Origin of the sequence: Actinacidiphila sp. bgisy167, from assembly GCF_965342175.1 — a bacterium.
In the GTDB taxonomy this organism is placed as follows: Bacteria; Actinomycetota; Actinomycetes; order Streptomycetales; family Streptomycetaceae; genus Actinacidiphila.
Map to the genome: position 1 here is coordinate 1 of NZ_CBDRBL010000009.1, position 18,870 is coordinate 18,870.

The window sequence follows — 18,870 nt, forward strand, 5'->3', positions numbered from 1 at the left end:
GTCGGCGCCGGCCCGGCCGCGCAGGCGGGCGACGGTGCCGGGGACGCCGCGGGAGCCGGAGAGGCGACGCAGAAACGGCACAGTGCCCCGCCGCCGACCCCGCGCGCCACCCCGGCCCCGGAGCTGCTGCGCGCCTTCCGCTTCGTCTACGAGGCGCTCTCGCCCGCCGTGGCCCGCATGCTGCGACTGCTGGTGCTCACCCCCTCGGGCCTGACCGACGCGCAGACCGCCTCCGCGCTGGGCGGCTGCTCCGTCGAGGCCGCGCAGGCCACCCTGGCGGACCTCGCCGCCTGCGGGCTGCTGCACCCGGAGCCGTCGCCCGCCGGCCTGCCCGACGCGCAGGCGCAGTATCGCCTCCCCGGCTGGCTGACCCCACCGCTGCGGGCGCTGCTGGAGAGCACGGAGAAGCCGTCCGAGGTGCAGCTCGCCCGGGCACGGCTGCTGGAGCGCACGGTGCGGCTGCTCCATGCCTGCCGAATGCGCCTGGAGGGGGAGACGGAACCGGACGGCTTGCCGACCTCGCTGCGCTTCCCCAGTCGTCCGGTCGCGGCAGGCTGGCTGCGGATGCGGCTGCCGGTCCTGCTGGCCTCGGCGCGGCTGGCGGTCGCGGACGGCGAACTGGACACCCTGGCCCGCCGTCTCATGGCGGGTCTCGTGCGGGCCCTGGCCGCGGACCCGGACGGCGGCGCGACGGCGCCCGAGCGCTACCGGCTCCACCATCTGGTGCTGGACGTCGCCGAGCGACGCGGACTGCACCGCGAGAAGGCGGCGGCCCTGCTGAACATCGGCGACCTGGACGTGGAGGCGGGCCGCCCGCTCGACGCCCTCGACCGCTACCGGGCCGCGCTGGTCGCCTCCCGGGAGGGTTTCGACGGGGACGCCGAGGGCCGCGCGCTGGAGGCCGTCGCCGGTACCTATCTGGAACTGGACGACCCGCAGCGCGCCTCCGACTGGTACGGCAGGGCGCTGGCCCTGCGGCAGGCCCGCGGCGAACTCGCGCACCAGGCGCGACTGCACGGGCGGCTCGGCGCCCTGTTCACCTACGCGGGCCACTACGGCAACGCGCTGCGCGAGTGGCGTGCGGCCTCCGCCGCCCACCGCCGGCTGAAGGACCTGCCCGCACAGGCCCGTGCCCTCAGCGAGGTGGCCAGGGTCCAGGAGTACGCGGGGCACCCGGAGGACGCGCTGCGGACCTGCCGCGACGCGCTGTACTGGGCCCGGCTGGCGAAGGAGCGGCGGCTGGAAGGCGCGGTGCTGCTGCGCATGGCCGACACCCTGGATCGGTTGGGTGACCCGGCGGGCGCCCAGTTGCAGCGGGCCGCGGCACGCCGGCTGCTGCCCCCGGAGGAGATCCCGCGGCCCGATGAGGAGTGAGGAGCCCGGTTTCCCGGGCGGGGTGCCCGGCGGGGCCCCTCAGGGCCCGTCCCGACACGGGTCATGCCTGCGAAACCACTGATGCCTTCGCTGGAAGTAGTCACTTTGTAAGGCTGGACAGCGACTCCTCCTTCACTACACTTGGTCACACCGCAGAACATCGCGGCCGGGTCCGACGTACCCTTACAAAGGGTGATTTGTTCCGAGACCTGCCCACATCTTCCACTCCCGTGAACAGGACCGTGATCGACGTGAAGGTCGGCATCCCCCGCGAGGTCAAGAACAACGAGTTCCGCGTGGCCATCACCCCCGCGGGCGTGCACGAGCTCGTCCGAGGCGGCCATGAGGTCTACGTCGAACAGGACGCCGGCCTCGGCTCGTCCATCCCGAACGAGGAGTACGTCACCGCCGGCGCGACCATCCTCCCGACCGCCGACGAGGTGTGGGGCGTCGCCGACCTGGTGCTGAAGGTCAAGGAGCCGATCGCGGAGGAGTACCACCGGCTCCGCAAGGGCCAGACCCTCTTCACCTACCTTCACCTGGCCGCGTCCCGCGAGTGCACCGACGCCCTGCTGGAGTCCGGAACCACCGCGATCGCCTACGAGACCGTCGAGCTCGCCAACCGCCAGCTGCCGCTGCTCGCCCCGATGTCCGAGGTGGCCGGCCGGCTCGCCCCGCAGGTCGGCGCCTACCACCTGATGCGTTCGGCCGGCGGCCGCGGTGTGCTCCCCGGCGGCGTCCCGGGTGTGGCCCCCGCCAAGGCCGTCGTCATCGGCGGCGGTGTCTCCGGATGGAACGCCGCGCAGATCGCCGTCGGCATGGGCTTCCACGTCACCCTGCTCGACCGGGACATCACCAAGCTGCGCGAGGCCGACAAGGTCTTCGGCACCAGGGTGCAGACCATCGTCTCCAACGCCTTCGAGCTGGAGAAGGCGGTCCTCGACGCCGACCTCGTCATCGGCGCGGTCCTGATCCCCGGCGCCAAGGCGCCCAAGCTGGTCAGCAACGAACTGGTCTCGCGCATGAAGCCGGGCTCGGTGCTCGTCGACATCGCCATCGACCAGGGGGGCTGCTTCGAGGACTCCCGTCCGACCACGCACGCCGAGCCGGCCTTCACGGTCCACAACTCGGTGTTCTACTGCGTCGCCAACATGCCGGGCGCGGTGCCCAACACCTCCACCTATGCGCTGACCAACGCGACGCTGCCCTACATCGTGGAGGTGGCGGGCCGCGGCTGGCGCGAGGCACTGCGCCGGGACGCCGCACTCGCCAAGGGCCTCAACACCCATGAGGGCCAGGTCGTCTACGGGCCGGTCGCCGAGGCGCACGGCCTGGACGCGGTGGAGCTCGTCAGCGTCCTGGGCTGACGCCGCCTCATCGATTGGTCGATATTTCGCCTCGGCGTCAACGTGTCGCCGACGTGCGACGCACGGCCGGGTCCTTGTCCACAGGGCCCGGCCGTTCGCGCGGAACCATACTGTTTTGCCGATTCGCACCCCTGTGAAACGTCCCCGGCGTCGCCGTTACACCCTTGACAGCGAGACGTTCGGTTGCCGACACATCGTGCCGTGTCCGGCGGATTGTGTTGCTGTGAACCACCGACACGCCATAGAGTCGCCAACCGTCGGCATGCTGCAACGCTGACCTATAGAGAAGTTTCCTGGTCACCAAGGAGGTAAGACGACTTGTGAATGAGTCGACATTTGCTCCCGGGGGTGGTCAGCCAGGAATGACCGTGCAGACCGAGGGCTCCGCACGACTCGAGCCGGTGGCCTCCGTGGCCGTCCGCACGTTCGAGGCGCGCAGGGCCGGTACAGACAACGAGACGCGTTACGCGAACCCCATGGCGCAATACGAAGAAGAGCTGCAGGACGGTCAGTTCTACGACCCCGACGCGGAGTACGAACCCGACCCCGAGTACGCGGCCACCCTCGCGCCCGACGCGGCGCGTCAGCGCCGTGAGCGCGTGGGCCCCACCGGCCGCCCGTTGCCGTACTTCCCGATCCCCGGCCCGCTGACGGACCACGGCCCGGCGAAGATCATCGCAATGTGCAACCAGAAGGGCGGCGTCGGCAAGACGACGTCCACCATCAACCTCGGTGCCGCGCTCGCCGAATACGGCCGCCGCGTCCTCCTGGTCGACTTCGACCCGCAGGGCGCGCTCTCCGTCGGCCTCGGCGTCAACCCGATGGAACTGGACGTCACGGTCTACAACTTGCTGATGGAACGCGGGCTGTCGGCCGACGAGGTGCTGCTGAAGACGGCGGTGCCGGGGATGGATCTGCTGCCCAGCAACATCGATCTGTCGGCCGCCGAAGTCCAGTTGGTCAGCGAGGTGGCCCGGGAGTCCTCGCTGCAGCGGGCGTTGAAGCCGCTGCTGCCCGACTACGACTACGTCATCATCGACTGCCAGCCGTCGCTCGGCCTGCTGACCGTCAACGCCCTGACGGCAGCCCACCAGGTGATCGTCCCGCTGGAGTGCGAGTTCTTCGCGCTGCGCGGTGTCGCGCTGCTCACCGAGACCATCGAGAAGGTCAGGGAGCGGCTCAACCCCGAGCTGGAGCTGGACGGCATCCTCGCGACGATGTACGACTCGCGCACCGTGCACAGCCGGGAGGTGCTGGCGCGTGTCGTCGAGGCCTTCGACGACCACGTCTTCCACACCGTCATCGGACGGACCGTCCGCTTCCCGGAGACCACGGTCGCCGGTGAGCCGATCACGACCTACGCCTCCAACTCCGTGGGCGCCGCAGCCTACCGCCAGCTCGCCAGGGAGGTGCTCGCCCGGTGTCACGCCGAGTGAGTCTCCCCGGGGCCGACGAACTGTTCCGTACGACCGGGGGGCGGGGGCTCCAGTCCTCGACACCGCGGCAGCACTCCGGCGGTGAGACTCCCGGCACGGGCCCCGGCGCCGGCCCGGGCGCGGACACCGGCGGCACCGGCGAACGCCCCCTGAGGTCCGTCCCGGCCCCCGTCGAGGAGCCGGCGCCGGAGGAGGCGCCGGTCCGCGATTCCGCGGCGCCCTCCGATTCCGCCGAGCACGGCGGACGGGACAACGGCGCCGGCCCGGGCGCCTCGCCGGTCCCAGCGGCCCGTTCCGTCCCGGAACAGGCGGGTCCTTCCGGCGCGCCCGTACGACGCGGCCCGCAGGCCCCCGCAGCGGCCTCCACGGGCCCTCAGGCGGCCTCCCAGCCGCCGCAGCCCCCGCAGCCCCAGCAGCCGCGCCGCAAGTCCGGACGGGCCCCGAGGCGGCCCAGCGGGCGGGAACGCCACGACGAGAAGATCACCGTCTATGTCTCCGCCGAGGAGCTCATGGACCTCGAGCACGCCCGCCTCGTCCTGCGCGGCGAGCACGGGCTCGCCGTGGACCGCGGCCGGATCGTGCGGGAGGCGGTCGCGGTGGTCCTGGCCGACCTCGAGTCCCGAGGCGACGCGAGCATCCTCGTACGACGCCTGCGCGGCCGCTGACGCGCCCATCGCGATACGGTGCCGTCCTCCGTACGGCCCCGTCAGCAGCACCTGGATCTTCATGCCCCCCGACGTCCCCGCCAGTCCGCAGCGCCCCCGCCGCCTCCTCGGCCGCGGCCCGGGCGCGCGCCCTGTGCCGCCCCGGGCGGTGGCCGAGGAGGGCACGGGCGAGGCGGGTGTGAGCGACGCGGCCGGTGAGTTCGGCGACACCGCCCCGCCGCCTCCGGCAGTCGCCGAAGCGGCAGTCGAAGCCACCGCCGTCGAAGCCCCGGCGGAGCCGGCCCCGGTTCCGGATGCGCCGCCGCCCGACGCCGGCCCGTCGCCCGTTCCCGCGGCAAAGGCCCCCGCGTCCGGCCCGGAGGCCCCCGCGCCACAGGACGAGGACGGCGCCGCCTCCCCGGACGACGGCCGGTTCACCGTCCGGCTGGCGAACTTCGAGGGCCCCTTCGACCTGCTGCTGCAGTTGATCTCCAAGCACAAGCTCGACGTCACCGAGGTCGCCCTGTCCAAGGTGACGGACGAGTTCATGGCGCACATCCGTGCCATGGGACCGGACTGGGACCTCGACCAGGCCACGGAGTTCCTCGTCGTCGCGGCGACCCTGCTGGACCTGAAGGCCGCGCGGCTGCTGCCCGCCGCCGAGGTGGAGGACGAGGAGGACCTCGCCCTGCTGGAGGCCCGGGACCTGCTCTTCGCCCGGCTGCTCCAGTACCGCGCCTACAAGCAGATCGCCGCGATCTTCGCCGAACGCCTGGAGGCCGAGGCGCTGCACCACCCCCGCACCGTGGGCCTGGAGCCGCAGCACGCAGAACTGCTGCCCGAGGTGGTGCTCGGCATCGGGCCGGAGCGCTTCGCACAGCTCGCCGTCAAGGCGATGCAGCCCAAGCCGAAGCCGCAGGTGTACGTGGACCACATCCACGCGCCGCTGGTGAGCGTGCGCGAGCAGGCCGGCCACGTCGTCGCCATGCTCCGGGAGCGGGGCGAGGCGAGTTTCGCGGAACTCACCCTCGACGCACCGGACACCCTGACCGTCGTGGCCCGCTTCCTGGCCCTGCTGGAGCTGTACCGGGAGAAGGCGGTCGCGCTCGACCAGGAAGAGGCCCTGGGTACGCTCCAGGTCCGCTGGACGGGCGGTGCGGCGGCCCCTGACCGGCCGCTCGTCACCGACGAATTCGACCAGGCGCCCGCCGCGAAGGACGGTAAGGATGGCTGACGTGACGGAGGTCACGGGAATGACCGCGGTGGCGGAGACCGCCGGGGAGGAGCAGGGCGCCCCCGCGGGACTGCTCTCGGTGGCGGATCTGGAGCTGCGGCCTGCCCTGGAGGCGGTCCTGATGGTCGTGGACGAGCCCGTCACCGAGGAGACGCTCTCCAAGGTGCTGGAGCGCCCGCGCCGGGAGATCGCGACCGCGCTCCACGACCTCGCCGGGGAGTACGCCGCCCAGGGCCGCGGCTTCGACCTGCGCCTCGTCGCGGGAGGCTGGCGCTTCTACACCCGGCCCGCCTATGCCGCGGCCGTGGAGAAGTTCGTCCTGGACGGACAGCAGGCCCGGCTCACCCAGGCCGCGCTGGAGACGCTGGCGGTCGTCGCGTACCGGCAGCCGGTCAGCCGGTCCCGGGTCTCGGCGGTGCGCGGGGTCAACTGCGACGGTGTGATGCGCACCCTCCTGCAGCGGGGTCTTGTGGAGGAGTGTGGGACGGAAGCCGAGACAGGTGCGATCCTGTACAGGACGACGAACTACTTCCTGGAGCGGTTGGGCCTGCGCGGCCTGGACGAGCTGCCCGAGCTCGCCCCGTTCCTCCCGGAGGCGGACGCCGTCGAGGCGGACTCCCTGGAGGGCGTCCCCTCATTCGACCCGGACTCGACGACGGAAACTTGATGCGAAGCAGCAGCGGCAGCGGCAGGAACAGCGGTGGCAACCGGAATTACCGGGGTGCCGGCAACGGGCGCGACGACAAGCAGAAGCGCGCGGGCCGACCCCGTCCGGAGGAGCGCCGCTACGACGTCGGCGGCAGCTCCGGCGGACCCGGCGGACCCGGTGGAGCGGGCGGCGGCGCCAAGCGCGGCACCGGCGGCAAGCCGGGCGGCGCGTCCGGCAAGCCCCGCAGGTCGGCCCCCGCGCGCCCGCGCGAACTGGACGCCCAGATCGAGGAGCGCAACCGCGAGCGGCACAGCAAGCCCAAGCTGAACCTGCCCAAGACCTTCCCGGGCGCCGAGCAGGAGGGCGAGCGCCTGCAGAAGGTGCTGGCCCGGGCCGGCATGGGCTCCCGGCGCGCGTGCGAGGAACTGATCGAGCAGCGCCGGGTCGAGGTGAACGGCAAGATCGTCACCGAGCAGGGCCTGCGCGTGAACCCGGACAAGGACGAGGTGCGCGTCGACGGGCTGACCGTCGCCACGCAGTCGTACCTGTTCTTCGCCCTGAACAAGCCGGCCGGCGTCGTCTCCACGATGGAGGACCCCGAGGGCCGCCAGTGCCTCGGCGACTACGTCACCAACCGCGAGACCCGGCTCTTCCACGTCGGGCGGCTGGACACCGAGACCGAGGGCATCATCCTGCTCACCAACCACGGCGAGCTGGCCCATCGCCTCACACACCCCCGCTACGGCGTGCAGAAGACCTACCTCGCCGCGATCAGCGGTGTGCTGCCGCGCGACATCGGCAAGCAGCTGAAGAACGGCATCCAGCTGGAGGACGGCTACGCCCGCGCAGACAGCTTCCGCGTCGTGCAGCAGACGGGCAAGAACTACCTGGTCGAGGTCACCCTGCACGAGGGCCGCAAGCACATCGTGCGCCGGATGCTGGCCGAGGCGGGCTTCCCGGTCGACAAGCTGGTCCGCACCAGCTTCGGACCCATCGCGCTCGGCGACCAGAAGTCGGGCTGGCTGCGGCGGCTCACCAACACCGAGGTGGGCATGCTCATGCGCGAGGTCGATCTCTGAGCCGCCCGTGACCGCCGGTACGGGGCGGCCCACGCCCCGTACCGGAGCGGCTTCCCGGCCGCCCGGCCGCGGATAAGGACTTTCCCGCAGGCCGCCGCACCGGGGAGGATGGCGCGATGACCATCCACGCCGAACCTCTGCGCGAGGCCGGGCTGCCCGAACTCACCCCGGCCCTCGTCCAGCAGGGACACCCCCTGCTGTTCGCCACCGTCTCCGGCGCGCACCTGTACGGTTTCCCTTCCCGCGACTCGGACGTGGACCTGCGCGGCGTCCACCTCCTTCCACTCGCGGACCTGATCGGGCTGCGGGAGGGGGAGGAGACCCAGACCCGCATGTGGGAGCAGGACGGCCTCGAACTCGACCTGGTCACCCACGACCTGCTGAAGTTCGTCCGGCTCATGCTGCGGCGCAACGGCTATGTGCTGGAGCAGCTGCTGTCGCCGCTCGTGGTGCACACCAGCGAGGTCCACGCCCGACTGGCCGACCTGGCGCCCGGCGTCATCACCGCCCAGCACGCCCACCACTACCGTGGCTTCGCCCGTACCCAGTGGGAGCTGTACGAGAAGACCGGCGAACTCAAGCCGCTGCTCTACACCTTCCGGGTGCTGCTGACCGGCATCCACCTGATGCGCACCGGCGCCGTCGAGGCGCACCTGCCGACGCTGCTGGAGCACGTCACCGCCCCCGGCTACGTCCGCGAACTCATCCACGAGAAGGCCGCCGCCGAGCACGGCCTCGCCATGGATCTCGACCCGCGACGCGTCCGTGCCGATGTCGACGCACTCCACGCGGTCCTGGACGACGCGCAGCGCGACAGCCGGCTGCCCGGCGAGCCGACGGCCTACGACGCCCTCCACGACCTGGTCGTCCGCACCCGGACGGCCGCCGCATGAGCTCCGCCGTGACCGGGCGGCGGGCGGCGGCGGGGGCGATGGCGGGGCTGGCGATCGGTGACGCGCTCGGCTTTCCGACCGAGTTCAACGACGTCCCGTCCATCCTGGCGAAGTGCGGCCCGTGGCGGGAGATGGAGCTGCCCCGCCCGGCCTTCGTCACCGACGACACGCAGATGACCCTCGCCCTCGCCCGCGGGCTGCGCACGGCGACGGAGCGCGGCCCCCTCACTCCCTCCCGGCTCGCCCGCCCGGTGCGCGAGGAGTACGTGGACTGGTACCACTCGCCCGACAACAACCGTGCCCCCGGCCGCACCTGCCTGACCGCCTGCCAGAAGCTGGACAAGCCGGGCCGGCCCTGGCAGGAGGCCAGCCAGACCGGCTCCAAGGGCTGCGGCGCGAACATGCGGGTCGCCCCGGTCGGTCTCGTCCCCGGGCTGCGACCCGAGGAACGGGCGGGGGCGGCGCAGCTGCAGTCCGCGTTGACCCACGGCCATCCCACGGCGCTCGCGGCCTCCGACCTCACCGCGCACGCCGTCCACCTCCTCGCGAAGGGTGCGGCCCCGGGCGAACTGCCCGGCCTGCTGCGCCACTACGCGGTGGAGCAGCGCGATACCTACCACGAGTGGTGGCTCGGTGATTTGTGGACGCGCGCCCACGACCACGGACCGCTGGCCTTCGTCCGGCGCGGCTGGGACGAGTGCCTCGGGGTGCTCGACCGCCTCGACGCGGCGCTCGCGGCGCCCGACCGGGAGGCCGACCCGTGCCTGGCCACCGGCGCCGGCTGGATCGCCGAGGAAGCGCTGGCGACCGGCCTGCTGTGCTTCCTGCTCTTCCCGGACGAGCCCGTCACCGCGGTGCGCCGGGCGGCGTGCTCCTCCGGTGACTCCGATTCCATCGCGTGCCTGACGGGCGCCTTCGCCGGAGCGCACCACGGCCTGGCCGCGTGGCCCGACGCCTGGGTGGAGCGGCTAGAGCACCGTGACGAGCTATTGGCCTTCGGCGCCCTTTGGGATGGGGACGGCGTCGGCGGCTGACGCCCGTCGTACCCGGTACAGGAAGTCCTGGACGCGCGCCCGGTCGGGCTCGTGCGGGAGCGGGCTGCGCGGTGCGGCGGCCGAGGCCTCGTCGCGCAGCCGCAGCATCCAGGTTTCCGTCTCGGCCCAGCCGGCCTCGCCTCGCTTGACCGCCAGCAGCCGCTCGCGGTGGTCGCCGACCTCGATGCGTTTGCCGGGTGCGCGGTAGGGCCTGGCGGCGTGGCCGGATGCCTGGGTGGAGCGGCTCGAGTACCGCGGCGAGCTACTCGCCTTCGGGGTCCTGTGGGACGGCGTCGGCGGCTGACGCCCGTCGTACCCGGAAGAGGAAGTCCTCGACGCGGGCCCGGTCGGGCTCGTGCGGGAGCGGGCTGCGCGGTGCGGCGGCCGTGGCCTCGTCGTGCAGCCGCAGCATCCAGGTTTCCGTCTCGGCCCAGCCGACCTCGCCCCGCTTGACCGCCAGCAGCCGCTCGCGGTGGTCGCCGACCTCGATGCGCAGTTCGCCGGTGCGCAGCAGGTCGCGGGCGCTGATCAGCAGCCGCAGCAGGTGCATGGCGTGCTTCCAGCGGGGCGCACCGTGCGTGCGGACGTCGGCCTCGAGCTTGCGCAGCTGGGCCGTGGCGTAGCGCGCGAAGCTCTCGTGGACGTGCCGGGAGAGGAAGGCGCCGCGCAGCGCGAGCAGTTCCTTCCCGGTGTCGTCCGCGTACTCGACGAGGGGGGAGTGGAGGCACTCGAGGATGTTGGGGTTGGCGCGCAGCGCGAGCTCGCAGAACCGCTCCAGCTCCCAGGAGAACTGCTCCCGCTCGGGGCCGTCCACATGGGTGGGTGGCTTGTCGAAGCGCCAGAAGAGCGGGGTGGGCGCCACGTACACCCCGCGGCGGTCGGTGTCACTGCCGTCCGTGGCAAGGCCGAAGGCGCGCGAGCCCATCACACAGGCGTAGACGGTGTGGCGGCGTATGAGGTCGTGGTCGCGCATGGCCGGATCGTACGGGGTCACACGAGGAAGATCTCGCCGTCCTTCTCGGTGATCGACTCGGCGGGGAGCGGCCTCTCGGCAGGTCCGGCGGCCACCGAGGCGTCGGTGATCCGGAACTTGCTGCCGTGGCAGGGGCAGTTGATCGTGCCGTCGGAGACGTTGTTCACAAGGCAGCCCTGGTGGGTGCAGACGGCGGAGAAGGCCTTGAACTCGCCGGCCTGGGGCTGGGTCACCACGACCTTTCTGTCCGTGATCACCGTGCCGCCGCCCACGGGCACGTCGGCGGTCTTCACCAGCGACTCGCCCTCCGCCTTCGCCGAGGCCGGCGCGGTGGCCGGATCCGAGGGAGGCGGCGCCGATGTCGCCGCGCCCTGCGGCGCGCTCTCGTCACCGGACTTGCCGCATGCCGCGAGCGCCGCCGTGGACAGCAGCACCATGCGTCGCTTCATGTTGTCACCCCGACTGTTCGAAGAACCCCAACGCTGATGTCGGCCGCGGCCGTCGACGCGGTGCGGACCAGCCCGCTGCCGACCGGCAGCGGCCGGTCCGGCAGTCGTCCGGCCCGCAGCAGAAGCATCTTTGCGGCGAATGCCCCGAAAACGAAGCACCCGGACAGCGCGTGCCCGATCACGCGGCCGCTGTACTTCGGACAGCCCAATGGTTGCCGGCCGCGCACGCGGCGGCGGGCCGCGCAGAGGCGTTCACGACCACACCGCCAGCGCCACCGCCCGGCCCTCGGCGTCCCGCCGCACCTCCAGCATCCCGACCACCGCACTGCGGTTGATGCGCCCGTATACGTGCGGGAAGCGGGTCTCCCGCGGCACCCCGGGCGGCACAGCCGGTTCGGCGTCCTCCCACAGCACACGGGCCTCCAGGGCCTCCTCGTCGATCAGCAGCACCATCAGCGGCCCAGTGGTGCCCCGGTAGAAGGCGTCGGCGACGGCGAGCGCCACCGACTCGTCGGGCGCGCAGTGCACGAACCCGTCCTCGGCGAGCGACGAGGGCGCGTACGGACGGTCCGGGTCGCGCAGCCAGTCGTCCAGCGGAACCAGGTGGAAGATCATGCTTCATGGTGTACCGCGGCGCCCCTCGCGTCTCGCAGGGCGGGCGTGTCCACCGCACCCCGTCCACCGCGACTACGCTGACCAGGTACGTGTGCGCAGCAACACAGGGAGCGAAGACGTGGCGGTACGAGCGGTCCGCGGAGCCGTGCAGCTGGAGCGCGACGATGCGGAGCACATGCACGAGCGGGTCGCCGAGCTGATCACCGCCATCCTGGAGCGCAACGGCCTCGCGGTGGACGATCTGATCAGCATGTGGTTCACCGCCACCCCGGATCTGCACAGCGACTTCCCGGCGGTCGCCGCGCGCAAGCTCGGCATCACCGATGTCCCGCTGATCTGCGCGCAGGAACTCGACATCACCGGCGCGATGCCGCGGGTCGTGCGCATCCTGGCCCACGTCGAGTCCCCACTGCCCAAGGAGGAGATCGCCCACGTCTACCTCGGCGCCGCGGCAGCCCTCCGCAAGGACATCGCCCAGTGAGGACCGCCCTCGTCATCGGCACCGGCCTCATCGGCACCTCCGCCGCCCTCGCGCTCGCGGCGCGCGGCGTCGAGGTGCACCTGGAGGACCATGACCCCGCCGAGGCGCGCACCGCCGCCGCGCTCGGCGCGGGCACCGACGAGCCCCCGTCCGGCCGGGTCGACCTGGCGATCGTCGCCGTGCCGCCGGCCCACGTCGCCGCGACCGTCGCCGACGCCCAGCGCCGCGGGGTCGCCCGCGGCTACCTCGACGTCGCCAGCGTCAAGGCGGGACCGCGCCGCGCCCTGGAGGCGCTCGGCTGCGACCTGACCTCGTACATCGGCACCCATCCCATGGCGGGCCGCGAGCGCTCCGGCCCGCTGGCCGCGACCGCCGACCTCTTCGAGGGCCGCCCCTGGGTGCTCACCCCGACCCCGGTCACCGACACCGAGGTGCTCAACCTCGCCCTGGAGCTGGTCGCGCTCTGCCGCGCCGTCCCGGTCGTCATGGACGCCGACGCCCACGACCGCGCCGTCGCCCTCGTCTCGCACACCCCGCAGCTCGTCTCCAGCATGGTCGCGGCGCGCCTGCAGCACGCCGAGGACAGCACGGTGCGTCTGTGCGGCCAGGGCATCCGCGACGTCACCAGGGTCGCGGGCTCCCAGCCCGGCATGTGGATCGACATCCTCTCCGCCAACCCGGGCCCGGTCGCCGACGTCCTCGCCGACATCGCCGCCGACCTGACCGAGACCGTCGCGTCCCTGCGGGCCCTGCAGTCCGCGGACGACGCGAAGCGCCTCGACGGCGCCGCCGGTATCGAGGACCTCCTGCGCCGCGGCAACGCCGGCCGGGCCAAGGTCCCGGGCAAGCACGGTTCGGCTCCCAAGACCTACGAGGTTGTGGCCGTCCTCATCGGCGACCAGCCCGGGGAGCTCGCGCGGCTCTTCGCGGACGCCGGGGCGGCGGGGGTCAACATCGAGGACGTGCGCATCGAGCACTCGACGGGGCAGCAGGCGGGTCTCGTGCAGCTGATGGTGGAGCCGGCCGCGGCCGCGCGCCTGTCGGCGGCGCTGCGGGAGCGCGGCTGGTCGCTGCGCGCCTGAGGGGCGGTGGACGGGGCCGGGCGAAGTGAGCGGGGCGCGGCGCCGGCCCCGGGCACGGCAGGGGCGTGCGTGGGCCGGCCGGGACAGGTCACCGCGCGCAGAGGCGGGGTCGGCGCATTCGCGGTACAGAGCCGAATGGGTGGGCCGGTAACCTTGTGGGGATGGCATCGTGCCAGCCGTGTACCTGTTCCACGCACAAGGAAGGTCCCCCGACTGTGTCGAATCCGGTGATCGTCGCGATCGACGGCCCCTCGGGCACTGGCAAGTCCAGCACTTCGAAGGCGGTCGCGGCCAAGCTCGGCCTGAGCTACCTGGACACCGGCGCGCAGTACAGGGCGATGACCTGGTGGATGCTGAGCAACGGCGTCGACGTGAACGACGCGGCAGCCGTCGCCACCGCCGCGGAGAAGCCGGTGCTCGTCTCCGGGTCCGACCCGGCGGCGCCGACGATCACCGTGGACGGCGTGGACGCCTCCGGCCCGATCCGCTCCCAGGAGGTCACCGCGGCGGTCAGCGCCGTCAGCGCGGTGCCGGAGGTGCGCACCCGGCTGGTCGGGCTGCAGCGCGACGCGGCCGCCGCCGCGCCGGCCGGGATCGTCGTCGAGGGCCGGGACATCGGCACCACCGTGCTGCCTGACGCCACCGTGAAGATCTTCCTCACGGCCTCCCCGGAGGCCCGGGCCGCCCGCCGCGGCGGCGAGCTGAAGGCCGCCGGCAGCGCCCAGGTCGATCTCGCGGCGACCCGGGAGGCCCTGGTGCGGCGCGACGCGGCCGACTCCGGACGCAAGACCTCCCCGCTGGCCAAGGCCGACGACGCCATAGAGGTCGACACCAGTGACCTCACCCTCGACCAGGTCATCGAGACCGTCGTCACCCTGATCGAGGAGAAGCGAGCCGGTTCGTGAGCGACACCTCCGCGGTTCCGGGGCCCAAGGGCGCGGCTGTCGGCCGCCGCCTCGGCATCGGGATCATCAACAGCCTCTGGCGCCCCCGGGTGCTCGGCGCCTGGCGGCTGCCCGCCACCGGGCCTGTGATCCTCGCCGTGAACCACTCGCACTACGTGGACGGGCCGGTGCTCATGGGCACCAGCCCGCGTCCCGTGCACTTCCTGATCAAGAAGGAGGCGTTCATCGGGCCGCTGGACCCGTTCCTGCGTGGGATCGGCCAGCTCCCGGTGGACCGCAAGAGCACCGATCGCGCCGCGGTGACCAGCGCGCTCGGCGTGCTGGAGCGCGGCGGGGTCCTCGGCATCTTCCCCGAGGGCACCCGCGGCGAGGGCGACTTCGCCGACCTGCGGGCGGGCCTGGCGTACTTCGCGGTGCGCTCCGGCGCGCCCATAGTGCCGGTCGCGGTCCTCGGCACATCCCGGCCGGGACGGCTGATCCGCGGCCTGCCGCCGGTGCGCGGCCGGGTCGACATCGTCTTCGGCGACCCCTTCGACGCCGGCGACGGCACCGGGCGCCGTACCCGTACGGCGCTGGACGCCGCCACCGTGCGCATCCAGAAGCACCTCACCGGCCACCTCGAGTACGCCCGGCGCACCACGGGCCGCACCTCCTAGCGGCGGCCTGATCCACACTGGGGCGTGCAAGCCCCCGCACATCTGACGATCGACGGAGAAGCTTTCATGGACATCGAGAACGAGTACGGCGAAGTCGGCGCGCTCGACGACGCCGAGTACGCCGAGTTCATGGAGCTCGCCGCCGAGGAGGGCTTCGACCTCGACGAGGTCGCGGGCGACCTCGCGGCAGCGGGTCATGGCCCGCTGCCGGTCGTCGCGGTCGTCGGCCGCCCGAACGTCGGCAAGTCGACTCTGGTGAACCGGATCATCGGCCGCCGTGAGGCGGTCGTCGAGGACCGCCCCGGCGTCACCCGCGACCGTGTCACGTACGAGGCCGACTGGAACGGCCGCCGCTTCAAGATCGTCGACACCGGCGGCTGGGAGCAGGACGTACTCGGCATCGACGCGTCCGTGGCGGCGCAGGCCGAGTTCGCGATCGACGCCGCCGACGCCGTGGTCTTCGTGGTGGACGCCACGGTCGGCGCGACCGACACCGACGAGGCCGTCGTCAGGCTGCTCCGCAAGGCGGGGAAGCCGGTCGTGCTGTGCGCCAACAAGGTCGACGGCCCCTCGGGCGAGGCGGACGCCGCCATGCTGTGGAACCTCGGCCTCGGCGAGCCCTTCCCCGTCTCGTCGCTGCACGGCCGCGGCACCGGCGACCTGCTGGACGCGATGCTGGAGGCGCTGCCCGACGCGCCGATGCAGTCCTTCGCGAACACCGTCGGCGGCCCGCGCCGGGTCGCGCTGATCGGCCGCCCGAACGTCGGCAAGTCCTCGCTGCTGAACAAGGTGGCCGGCGAGGAGCGCGTCGTCGTCAACGAACTGGCCGGCACGACCCGCGACCCGGTCGACGAGCTCATCGAGCTCGGCGGCAAGACCTGGAAGTTCGTGGACACCGCGGGCATCCGCCGCCGGGTCCACCTCCAGGAGGGCGCCGACTACTACGCCTCGCTGCGCACCGCGGCCGCCCTGGAGAAGGCGGAGGTCGCCGTCGTCCTGATCGACGCCGGAGAGACGCTCGCGGAGCAGGACACCCGCATCATCTCGATGGCGGTCGAGGCGGGCCGCGCCATCGTCATCGCCTACAACAAGTGGGACCTGCTGGACGAGGAGCGGCGCTACTACCTCGAGCGCGAGATCGAGAAGGACCTCGTGCAGGTCCAGTGGGCGCCCCGGGTGAACGTCTCGGCCCGTACCGGCCGCCACATGGAGAAGCTGGTCCCGGCCATCGAGACCGCCCTGGCGGGCTGGGAGACCCGGGTACCCACCGGCCGCCTCAACGCCTTCCTGGGCGAGCTCGTGGCCGCCCACCCGCACCCGATCCGCGGCGGCAAGCAGCCCCGCATCCTCTTCGGCACCCAGGCCGGCACCAAGCCCCCGCGCTTCGTGCTCTTCGCCTCCGGCTTCCTGGAGGCCGGCTACCGCCGCTTCATCGAGCGCCGGCTGCGCGAGGAGTTCGGGTTCGCGGGGACGCCGATCCAGGTGTCGGTCCGGGTGCGGGAGAAGCGCGGACGCAAGAAGTAGCTTTTCCGGGTCCGGACATGGAGCCGCCCGCCGGGCCGCCTCCTCGGAGGCAGTCCCGGCGGGCGGCTGTTCGCGCGGGGCGAGCGGTCAGATCAGAGCCCGCCGTGCATGCGGTTCTCGGCCAACCCCGGGGGAAGCGCGGGCAGGTCGCCGCGATGGCGGCCGGAGCGGTAGGCGGAGTTGGCGCCGCCGCGGTCGGCGAACCCGTTGAACTGCAGGTCCTCCTCGCCGGTGCGGTCGCCGGGGAGGGTGCGGAAGAGCCTGCGGTACTCGGAGTAGAGCGCGTCGTAGATCGGCGTGCCTTCACGCGCGGACGCCTCCTGCGCGGTGCGCATGGGAGGGATGGGGCTGCGGTACTGGGCTCGTGAGGAAGCGTCAAAGGTGTGCACGTCGTGGCAACGAGCGGCTCAGCTGCGGGGATGCGGGTCGGGCGGATGAATCACGCATATGCACCGCCACGCGCAGAAGGCGCGTACGGTCGGCCGTACGCGCCTTCTGCGTGAGCCGGGGCCGTCAGGTCCCGGAGAGGGGCATCGTCGCCGCGACGAGGAGTCCGCGCCCGCAGGCGCGCTCGAGAGCGTCGCGCAGCAGGTCCTCGCGGGGCTGCTGGCCGATGGTGCCGTACGGGGCGGCGTACACGTACACCGCGTTGGACCTGTTGACCGCCTGGCGCCAGCCCTCGCTGACCGCGAGCGGCTGGTGCGCCTGCCACCACGCCCCGGCGTTGCCGGGCTGCAGGATGGCGTGCAGCTGCCCCATGGCCAGCAGGACGGACCAGCCGGGCAGCGGGGAGGGCGGTGTGGAGAGGTCGTTCACGGGGAGGAAGCCCTGCTCGATGAGGATCGGCAGGAAGTCGTCGCCGGGGCCGTCGTGCCCCGGGCGGGCGATCGGACCAGTGGGTTCGATGACGAGGGCCGGGCACACCTCCTCCTTGAGGAGGATGAGGCCGCAGGTGATGCCGAGCACCGCCTGGCGCGGCGCGGCGGCCGCGGTGGCGGCTCCGGCCGTCTCCTCGACGGCCATGCTCTGCACGGCGCCCTGCAGTTGCTCCTCCGGTACCGGCACGACCTGGGAGGGGATGCAGGTCGCGTGGGCGAAGGCCAGCACGGCCGTCTCCTCGCCGACGAACAGCACGGTGCTGGTGCGCTCCGTGGCGGTGTCCCCCGGAGTACGGCAGGAGGTGCAGTCGTACGTGCCGGGCGCGCTGACGCCGGCCAGCAGGCGTGCCGCCTCCTCATCGCCGATCTCGGCTCGTACCTCGTCGCTGACGTCGAGCATGGGCGGCACTGAAGCCTCCTTGGGAATGACGGCTAAGAGCTCCTTTGCCGAGCCTCGCCCGGCACACAGTGACAACGGCCGATCTGTGGCGGGAGTCACGGCCTACTTGGCGCGTGCTCGCACGTCCGCCTGCGGAGAGTGAGCGGAGGCGCGTAGCCGATCACTCCCCGTCCCACCTTTCACCCCGCGATGCCCATGCGCCTATGAGACGGATCACATGGTGCATATGCGCTGTACGGACATGCCGTAAAAAGCGCCATCAATCCACTGTCCGGAATAGGACTTTACTTCCGGTAACCGGCAACTGGCCTGCGACGCAAGGCACATGCTTGGTGACGGAACGCGACTCTGCCTAGATTTGCCCGCCGTGTGCAGGGAGCACCACCCGGGAGGGCTCGCACGGAGGGCGACCGCGGATCGGAAAGCCGTCGGTCGGCGAGCGACGGGGACGGGGGCCGCGCCGGACGCGCGGGTGCCCGTCCGCCGGCCGCCGCACCAGGGGTGCGGCGACGTGGGGGAGTCCCGGGTCCGTGGAGAGGGATCTGATGGCCGTATCAGGCACGTACCGCCGGTCCGCAGCCGCCGCCGGCGTCACCGTCCTCGCCCCGCTGGCCCTCATGGCCGTCGCGGGGCCCGCGAAGGCCGCCGACAGCGGGGTCTGGGACCGCATCGCGCGCTGCGAGAGCGGGGGAGACTGGCACATCGACACCGGTAACGGATACTACGGAGGACTCCAGTTCTCGGCCGGGACATGGCGCGCCTACGGGGGGACCGTGTACGCGGCGACCGCCGACCGGGCGAGCCGTGAGCAGCAGATCGCCGTCGCCGTCAAGGTGCAGCGGGCGCAGGGCTGGGGGGCATGGCCCACCTGCTCCGCCCGTGCCGGCGCCTACGGGAGCGCCCCCGCCCTCGGCGCCGCCCCGACCGCGCCCGAGAGGCGGCACACGTCCCCGGCGCCGCAGCGGCAGTCGCGCGGTGCCGCAGGCCGTACCGACCGCGGCCAGAGCCGGGTCGCGAAGGGCCACGGCGACTACCGCGTCCGCAGCGGCGACACCCTGAGCGGCATCGCGGCGGCCCATGGGACGACCTGGAAGAAGCTCTACGCCGTCAACCGGTCCGTGATCGGCGCCGACCCCAACCTGATCCTTCCCGGTCAGCGGCTGTCGATCTGACCCTCCGCGCACCCCTGCCCACCCG

General features: G+C 72.6%; 21 protein-coding genes. 15 read left to right on the forward strand and 6 right to left on the reverse strand.

Annotated elements, in window-relative coordinates; translation table 11 throughout:
* From ACRWND_RS05440 to ACRWND_RS05480, 9 genes are all read left to right on the forward strand, one after another.
* Nucleotides 1–1,374 (forward strand): tetratricopeptide repeat protein (locus ACRWND_RS05440; protein WP_431946467.1); only part of this gene is annotated, 1,374 nt, incomplete at its 5' end.
* Between the two features lie 251 nt (nucleotides 1,375–1,625).
* Nucleotides 1,626–2,741 carry an alanine dehydrogenase gene (ald, locus tag ACRWND_RS05445; RefSeq protein WP_431946684.1) on the forward strand — a complete coding sequence of 372 codons (1,116 nt, stop codon included), beginning with the start codon at nucleotides 1,626–1,628 and terminating at the stop codon, nucleotides 2,739–2,741.
* 362 nt (nucleotides 2,742–3,103) lie between these two features.
* On the forward strand, nucleotides 3,104–4,177 hold the full coding sequence (locus tag ACRWND_RS05450; protein WP_431946469.1) for a ParA family protein: 1,074 nt from the start codon (nucleotides 3,104–3,106) through the stop codon (nucleotides 4,175–4,177).
* Nucleotides 4,174–4,842, forward strand: a complete 669-nt coding sequence (locus tag ACRWND_RS05455) for a hypothetical protein (RefSeq protein WP_431946686.1) — start codon at nucleotides 4,174–4,176, stop codon at nucleotides 4,840–4,842. Before ACRWND_RS05450 ends, ACRWND_RS05455 begins: the two co-directional genes overlap by 4 nt.
* A 61-nt stretch (nucleotides 4,843–4,903) precedes the next feature.
* Complete coding sequence (locus ACRWND_RS05460) at nucleotides 4,904–6,055, forward strand: segregation and condensation protein A (RefSeq protein WP_431946471.1); 1,152 nt, start codon at nucleotides 4,904–4,906, stop codon at nucleotides 6,053–6,055.
* A complete protein-coding gene (scpB, locus tag ACRWND_RS05465) occupies nucleotides 6,048–6,722 on the forward strand; it encodes an SMC-Scp complex subunit ScpB (protein ID WP_431946473.1) in 675 nt (224 codons plus the stop codon). Before ACRWND_RS05460 ends, scpB begins: the two co-directional genes overlap by 8 nt.
* Nucleotides 6,722–7,783, forward strand: coding sequence for a pseudouridine synthase (locus ACRWND_RS05470; RefSeq protein WP_431946475.1), 1,062 nt, complete (start codon nucleotides 6,722–6,724; stop codon nucleotides 7,781–7,783). Before scpB ends, ACRWND_RS05470 begins: the two co-directional genes overlap by 1 nt.
* 116 nt (nucleotides 7,784–7,899) lie before the next feature.
* Nucleotides 7,900–8,676: a nucleotidyltransferase domain-containing protein gene (locus ACRWND_RS05475; protein WP_431946477.1), complete on the forward strand. Its 777-nt coding sequence runs from the start codon at nucleotides 7,900–7,902 to the stop codon at nucleotides 8,674–8,676.
* Nucleotides 8,673–9,710, forward strand: coding sequence for an ADP-ribosylglycohydrolase family protein (locus ACRWND_RS05480; protein WP_431946479.1), 1,038 nt, complete (start codon nucleotides 8,673–8,675; stop codon nucleotides 9,708–9,710). Before ACRWND_RS05475 ends, ACRWND_RS05480 begins: the two co-directional genes overlap by 4 nt.
* A gap of 262 nt (nucleotides 9,711–9,972) precedes the next feature.
* On the opposite strand, the gene ACRWND_RS05485 is transcribed toward ACRWND_RS05480, so the two are convergent.
* Genes ACRWND_RS05485 through ACRWND_RS05500 form a run of 4 tightly spaced genes read right to left on the reverse strand, consistent with a single transcriptional unit; the run spans nucleotide 9,973 to nucleotide 11,747 of the window.
* Nucleotides 9,973–10,683 (reverse strand): nucleotidyltransferase domain-containing protein, encoded by a 711-nt coding sequence (locus ACRWND_RS05485; RefSeq protein WP_431946481.1) that lies wholly within the window; start codon nucleotides 10,681–10,683, stop codon nucleotides 9,973–9,975.
* Nucleotides 10,684–10,700: 17 nt separating this feature from the next.
* On the reverse strand, nucleotides 10,701–11,132 hold the full coding sequence (locus ACRWND_RS05490; RefSeq protein WP_431946483.1) for a Rieske (2Fe-2S) protein: 432 nt from the start codon (nucleotides 11,130–11,132) through the stop codon (nucleotides 10,701–10,703).
* On the reverse strand, nucleotides 11,129–11,458 hold the full coding sequence (locus ACRWND_RS05495) for a DUF6529 family protein (RefSeq protein WP_431946485.1): 330 nt from the start codon (nucleotides 11,456–11,458) through the stop codon (nucleotides 11,129–11,131). Before ACRWND_RS05495 ends, ACRWND_RS05490 begins: the two co-directional genes overlap by 4 nt.
* The gene (locus ACRWND_RS05500) at nucleotides 11,385–11,747 is read right to left on the reverse strand and encodes a DUF952 domain-containing protein (protein WP_431946487.1); all 363 of its coding nucleotides are present in this window, start codon (nucleotides 11,745–11,747) and stop codon (nucleotides 11,385–11,387) included. Before ACRWND_RS05500 ends, ACRWND_RS05495 begins: the two co-directional genes overlap by 74 nt.
* 118 nt (nucleotides 11,748–11,865) lie before the next feature.
* Between ACRWND_RS05500 and aroH the strand changes: the two genes are divergently transcribed.
* The 5 genes from aroH to der all read left to right on the forward strand — a co-directional run bounded on the left by aroH (nucleotide 11,866) and on the right by der (nucleotide 16,395).
* The gene (gene aroH / locus ACRWND_RS05505) at nucleotides 11,866–12,228 is read left to right on the forward strand and encodes a chorismate mutase (RefSeq protein WP_431946489.1); all 363 of its coding nucleotides are present in this window, start codon (nucleotides 11,866–11,868) and stop codon (nucleotides 12,226–12,228) included.
* Nucleotides 12,225–13,310: a prephenate dehydrogenase gene (locus ACRWND_RS05510; protein WP_431946491.1), complete on the forward strand. Its 1,086-nt coding sequence runs from the start codon at nucleotides 12,225–12,227 to the stop codon at nucleotides 13,308–13,310. The genes aroH and ACRWND_RS05510 overlap by 4 nt, the downstream gene beginning before the upstream one ends.
* 161 nt (nucleotides 13,311–13,471) lie before the next feature.
* Complete coding sequence (gene cmk, locus ACRWND_RS05515; protein ID WP_431946493.1) at nucleotides 13,472–14,215, forward strand: (d)CMP kinase; 744 nt, start codon at nucleotides 13,472–13,474, stop codon at nucleotides 14,213–14,215.
* Nucleotides 14,212–14,871, forward strand: coding sequence for a lysophospholipid acyltransferase family protein (locus ACRWND_RS05520; protein ID WP_431946495.1), 660 nt, complete (start codon nucleotides 14,212–14,214; stop codon nucleotides 14,869–14,871). The genes cmk and ACRWND_RS05520 overlap by 4 nt, the downstream gene beginning before the upstream one ends.
* Before the next feature lie 66 nt (nucleotides 14,872–14,937).
* Entirely contained in the window at nucleotides 14,938–16,395 is a 1,458-nt protein-coding gene (gene der / locus ACRWND_RS05525; protein WP_431946497.1) for a ribosome biogenesis GTPase Der, read from the forward strand.
* A gap of 92 nt (nucleotides 16,396–16,487) precedes the next feature.
* On the opposite strand, the gene ACRWND_RS05530 is transcribed toward der, so the two are convergent.
* Together ACRWND_RS05530 and ACRWND_RS05535 are read right to left on the reverse strand one after the other, a co-directional pair.
* A complete protein-coding gene (locus tag ACRWND_RS05530; RefSeq protein ID WP_431946499.1) occupies nucleotides 16,488–16,730 on the reverse strand; it encodes a hypothetical protein in 243 nt (80 codons plus the stop codon).
* 178 nt (nucleotides 16,731–16,908) lie between these two features.
* Nucleotides 16,909–17,682 (reverse strand): hypothetical protein, encoded by a 774-nt coding sequence (locus ACRWND_RS05535; protein ID WP_431946501.1) that lies wholly within the window; start codon nucleotides 17,680–17,682, stop codon nucleotides 16,909–16,911.
* 536 nt (nucleotides 17,683–18,218) lie between these two features.
* On the opposite strand from ACRWND_RS05535, the gene ACRWND_RS05540 reads away from it, so the two are divergent.
* Nucleotides 18,219–18,845 carry a transglycosylase family protein gene (locus tag ACRWND_RS05540; protein WP_431946503.1) on the forward strand — a complete coding sequence of 209 codons (627 nt, stop codon included), beginning with the start codon at nucleotides 18,219–18,221 and terminating at the stop codon, nucleotides 18,843–18,845.
* Nucleotides 18,846–18,870 lie beyond the last annotated feature (25 nt).

Excerpts from the sequence above, each read along its gene's own strand:
- ACRWND_RS05450 (WP_431946469.1), top strand. The coding sequence starts at position 3,104 with ATGACCGTGCAGACCGAGGGCTCCGCACGACTCGAGCCGGTGGCCTCC.
- ACRWND_RS05460 (WP_431946471.1), top strand. The coding sequence starts at position 4,904 with ATGCCCCCCGACGTCCCCGCCAGTCCGCAGCGCCCCCGCCGCCTCCTC.
- scpB (WP_431946473.1), top strand. The coding sequence starts at position 6,048 with ATGGCTGACGTGACGGAGGTCACGGGAATGACCGCGGTGGCGGAGACC.
- ACRWND_RS05470 (WP_431946475.1), top strand. The coding sequence starts at position 6,722 with ATGCGAAGCAGCAGCGGCAGCGGCAGGAACAGCGGTGGCAACCGGAAT.
- ACRWND_RS05475 (WP_431946477.1), top strand. The coding sequence starts at position 7,900 with ATGACCATCCACGCCGAACCTCTGCGCGAGGCCGGGCTGCCCGAACTC.
- ACRWND_RS05480 (WP_431946479.1), top strand. The coding sequence starts at position 8,673 with ATGAGCTCCGCCGTGACCGGGCGGCGGGCGGCGGCGGGGGCGATGGCG.
- ACRWND_RS05485 (WP_431946481.1), bottom strand. The coding sequence starts at position 10,683 with ATGCGCGACCACGACCTCATACGCCGCCACACCGTCTACGCCTGTGTG.
- ACRWND_RS05490 (WP_431946483.1), bottom strand. The coding sequence starts at position 11,132 with ATGAAGCGACGCATGGTGCTGCTGTCCACGGCGGCGCTCGCGGCATGC.
- ACRWND_RS05500 (WP_431946487.1), bottom strand. The coding sequence starts at position 11,747 with ATGATCTTCCACCTGGTTCCGCTGGACGACTGGCTGCGCGACCCGGAC.
- cmk (WP_431946493.1), top strand. The coding sequence starts at position 13,472 with ATGGCATCGTGCCAGCCGTGTACCTGTTCCACGCACAAGGAAGGTCCC.
- der (WP_431946497.1), top strand. The coding sequence starts at position 14,938 with ATGGACATCGAGAACGAGTACGGCGAAGTCGGCGCGCTCGACGACGCC.
- ACRWND_RS05530 (WP_431946499.1), bottom strand. The coding sequence starts at position 16,730 with ATGCGCACCGCGCAGGAGGCGTCCGCGCGTGAAGGCACGCCGATCTAC.
- ACRWND_RS05540 (WP_431946503.1), top strand. The coding sequence starts at position 18,219 with ATGGCCGTATCAGGCACGTACCGCCGGTCCGCAGCCGCCGCCGGCGTC.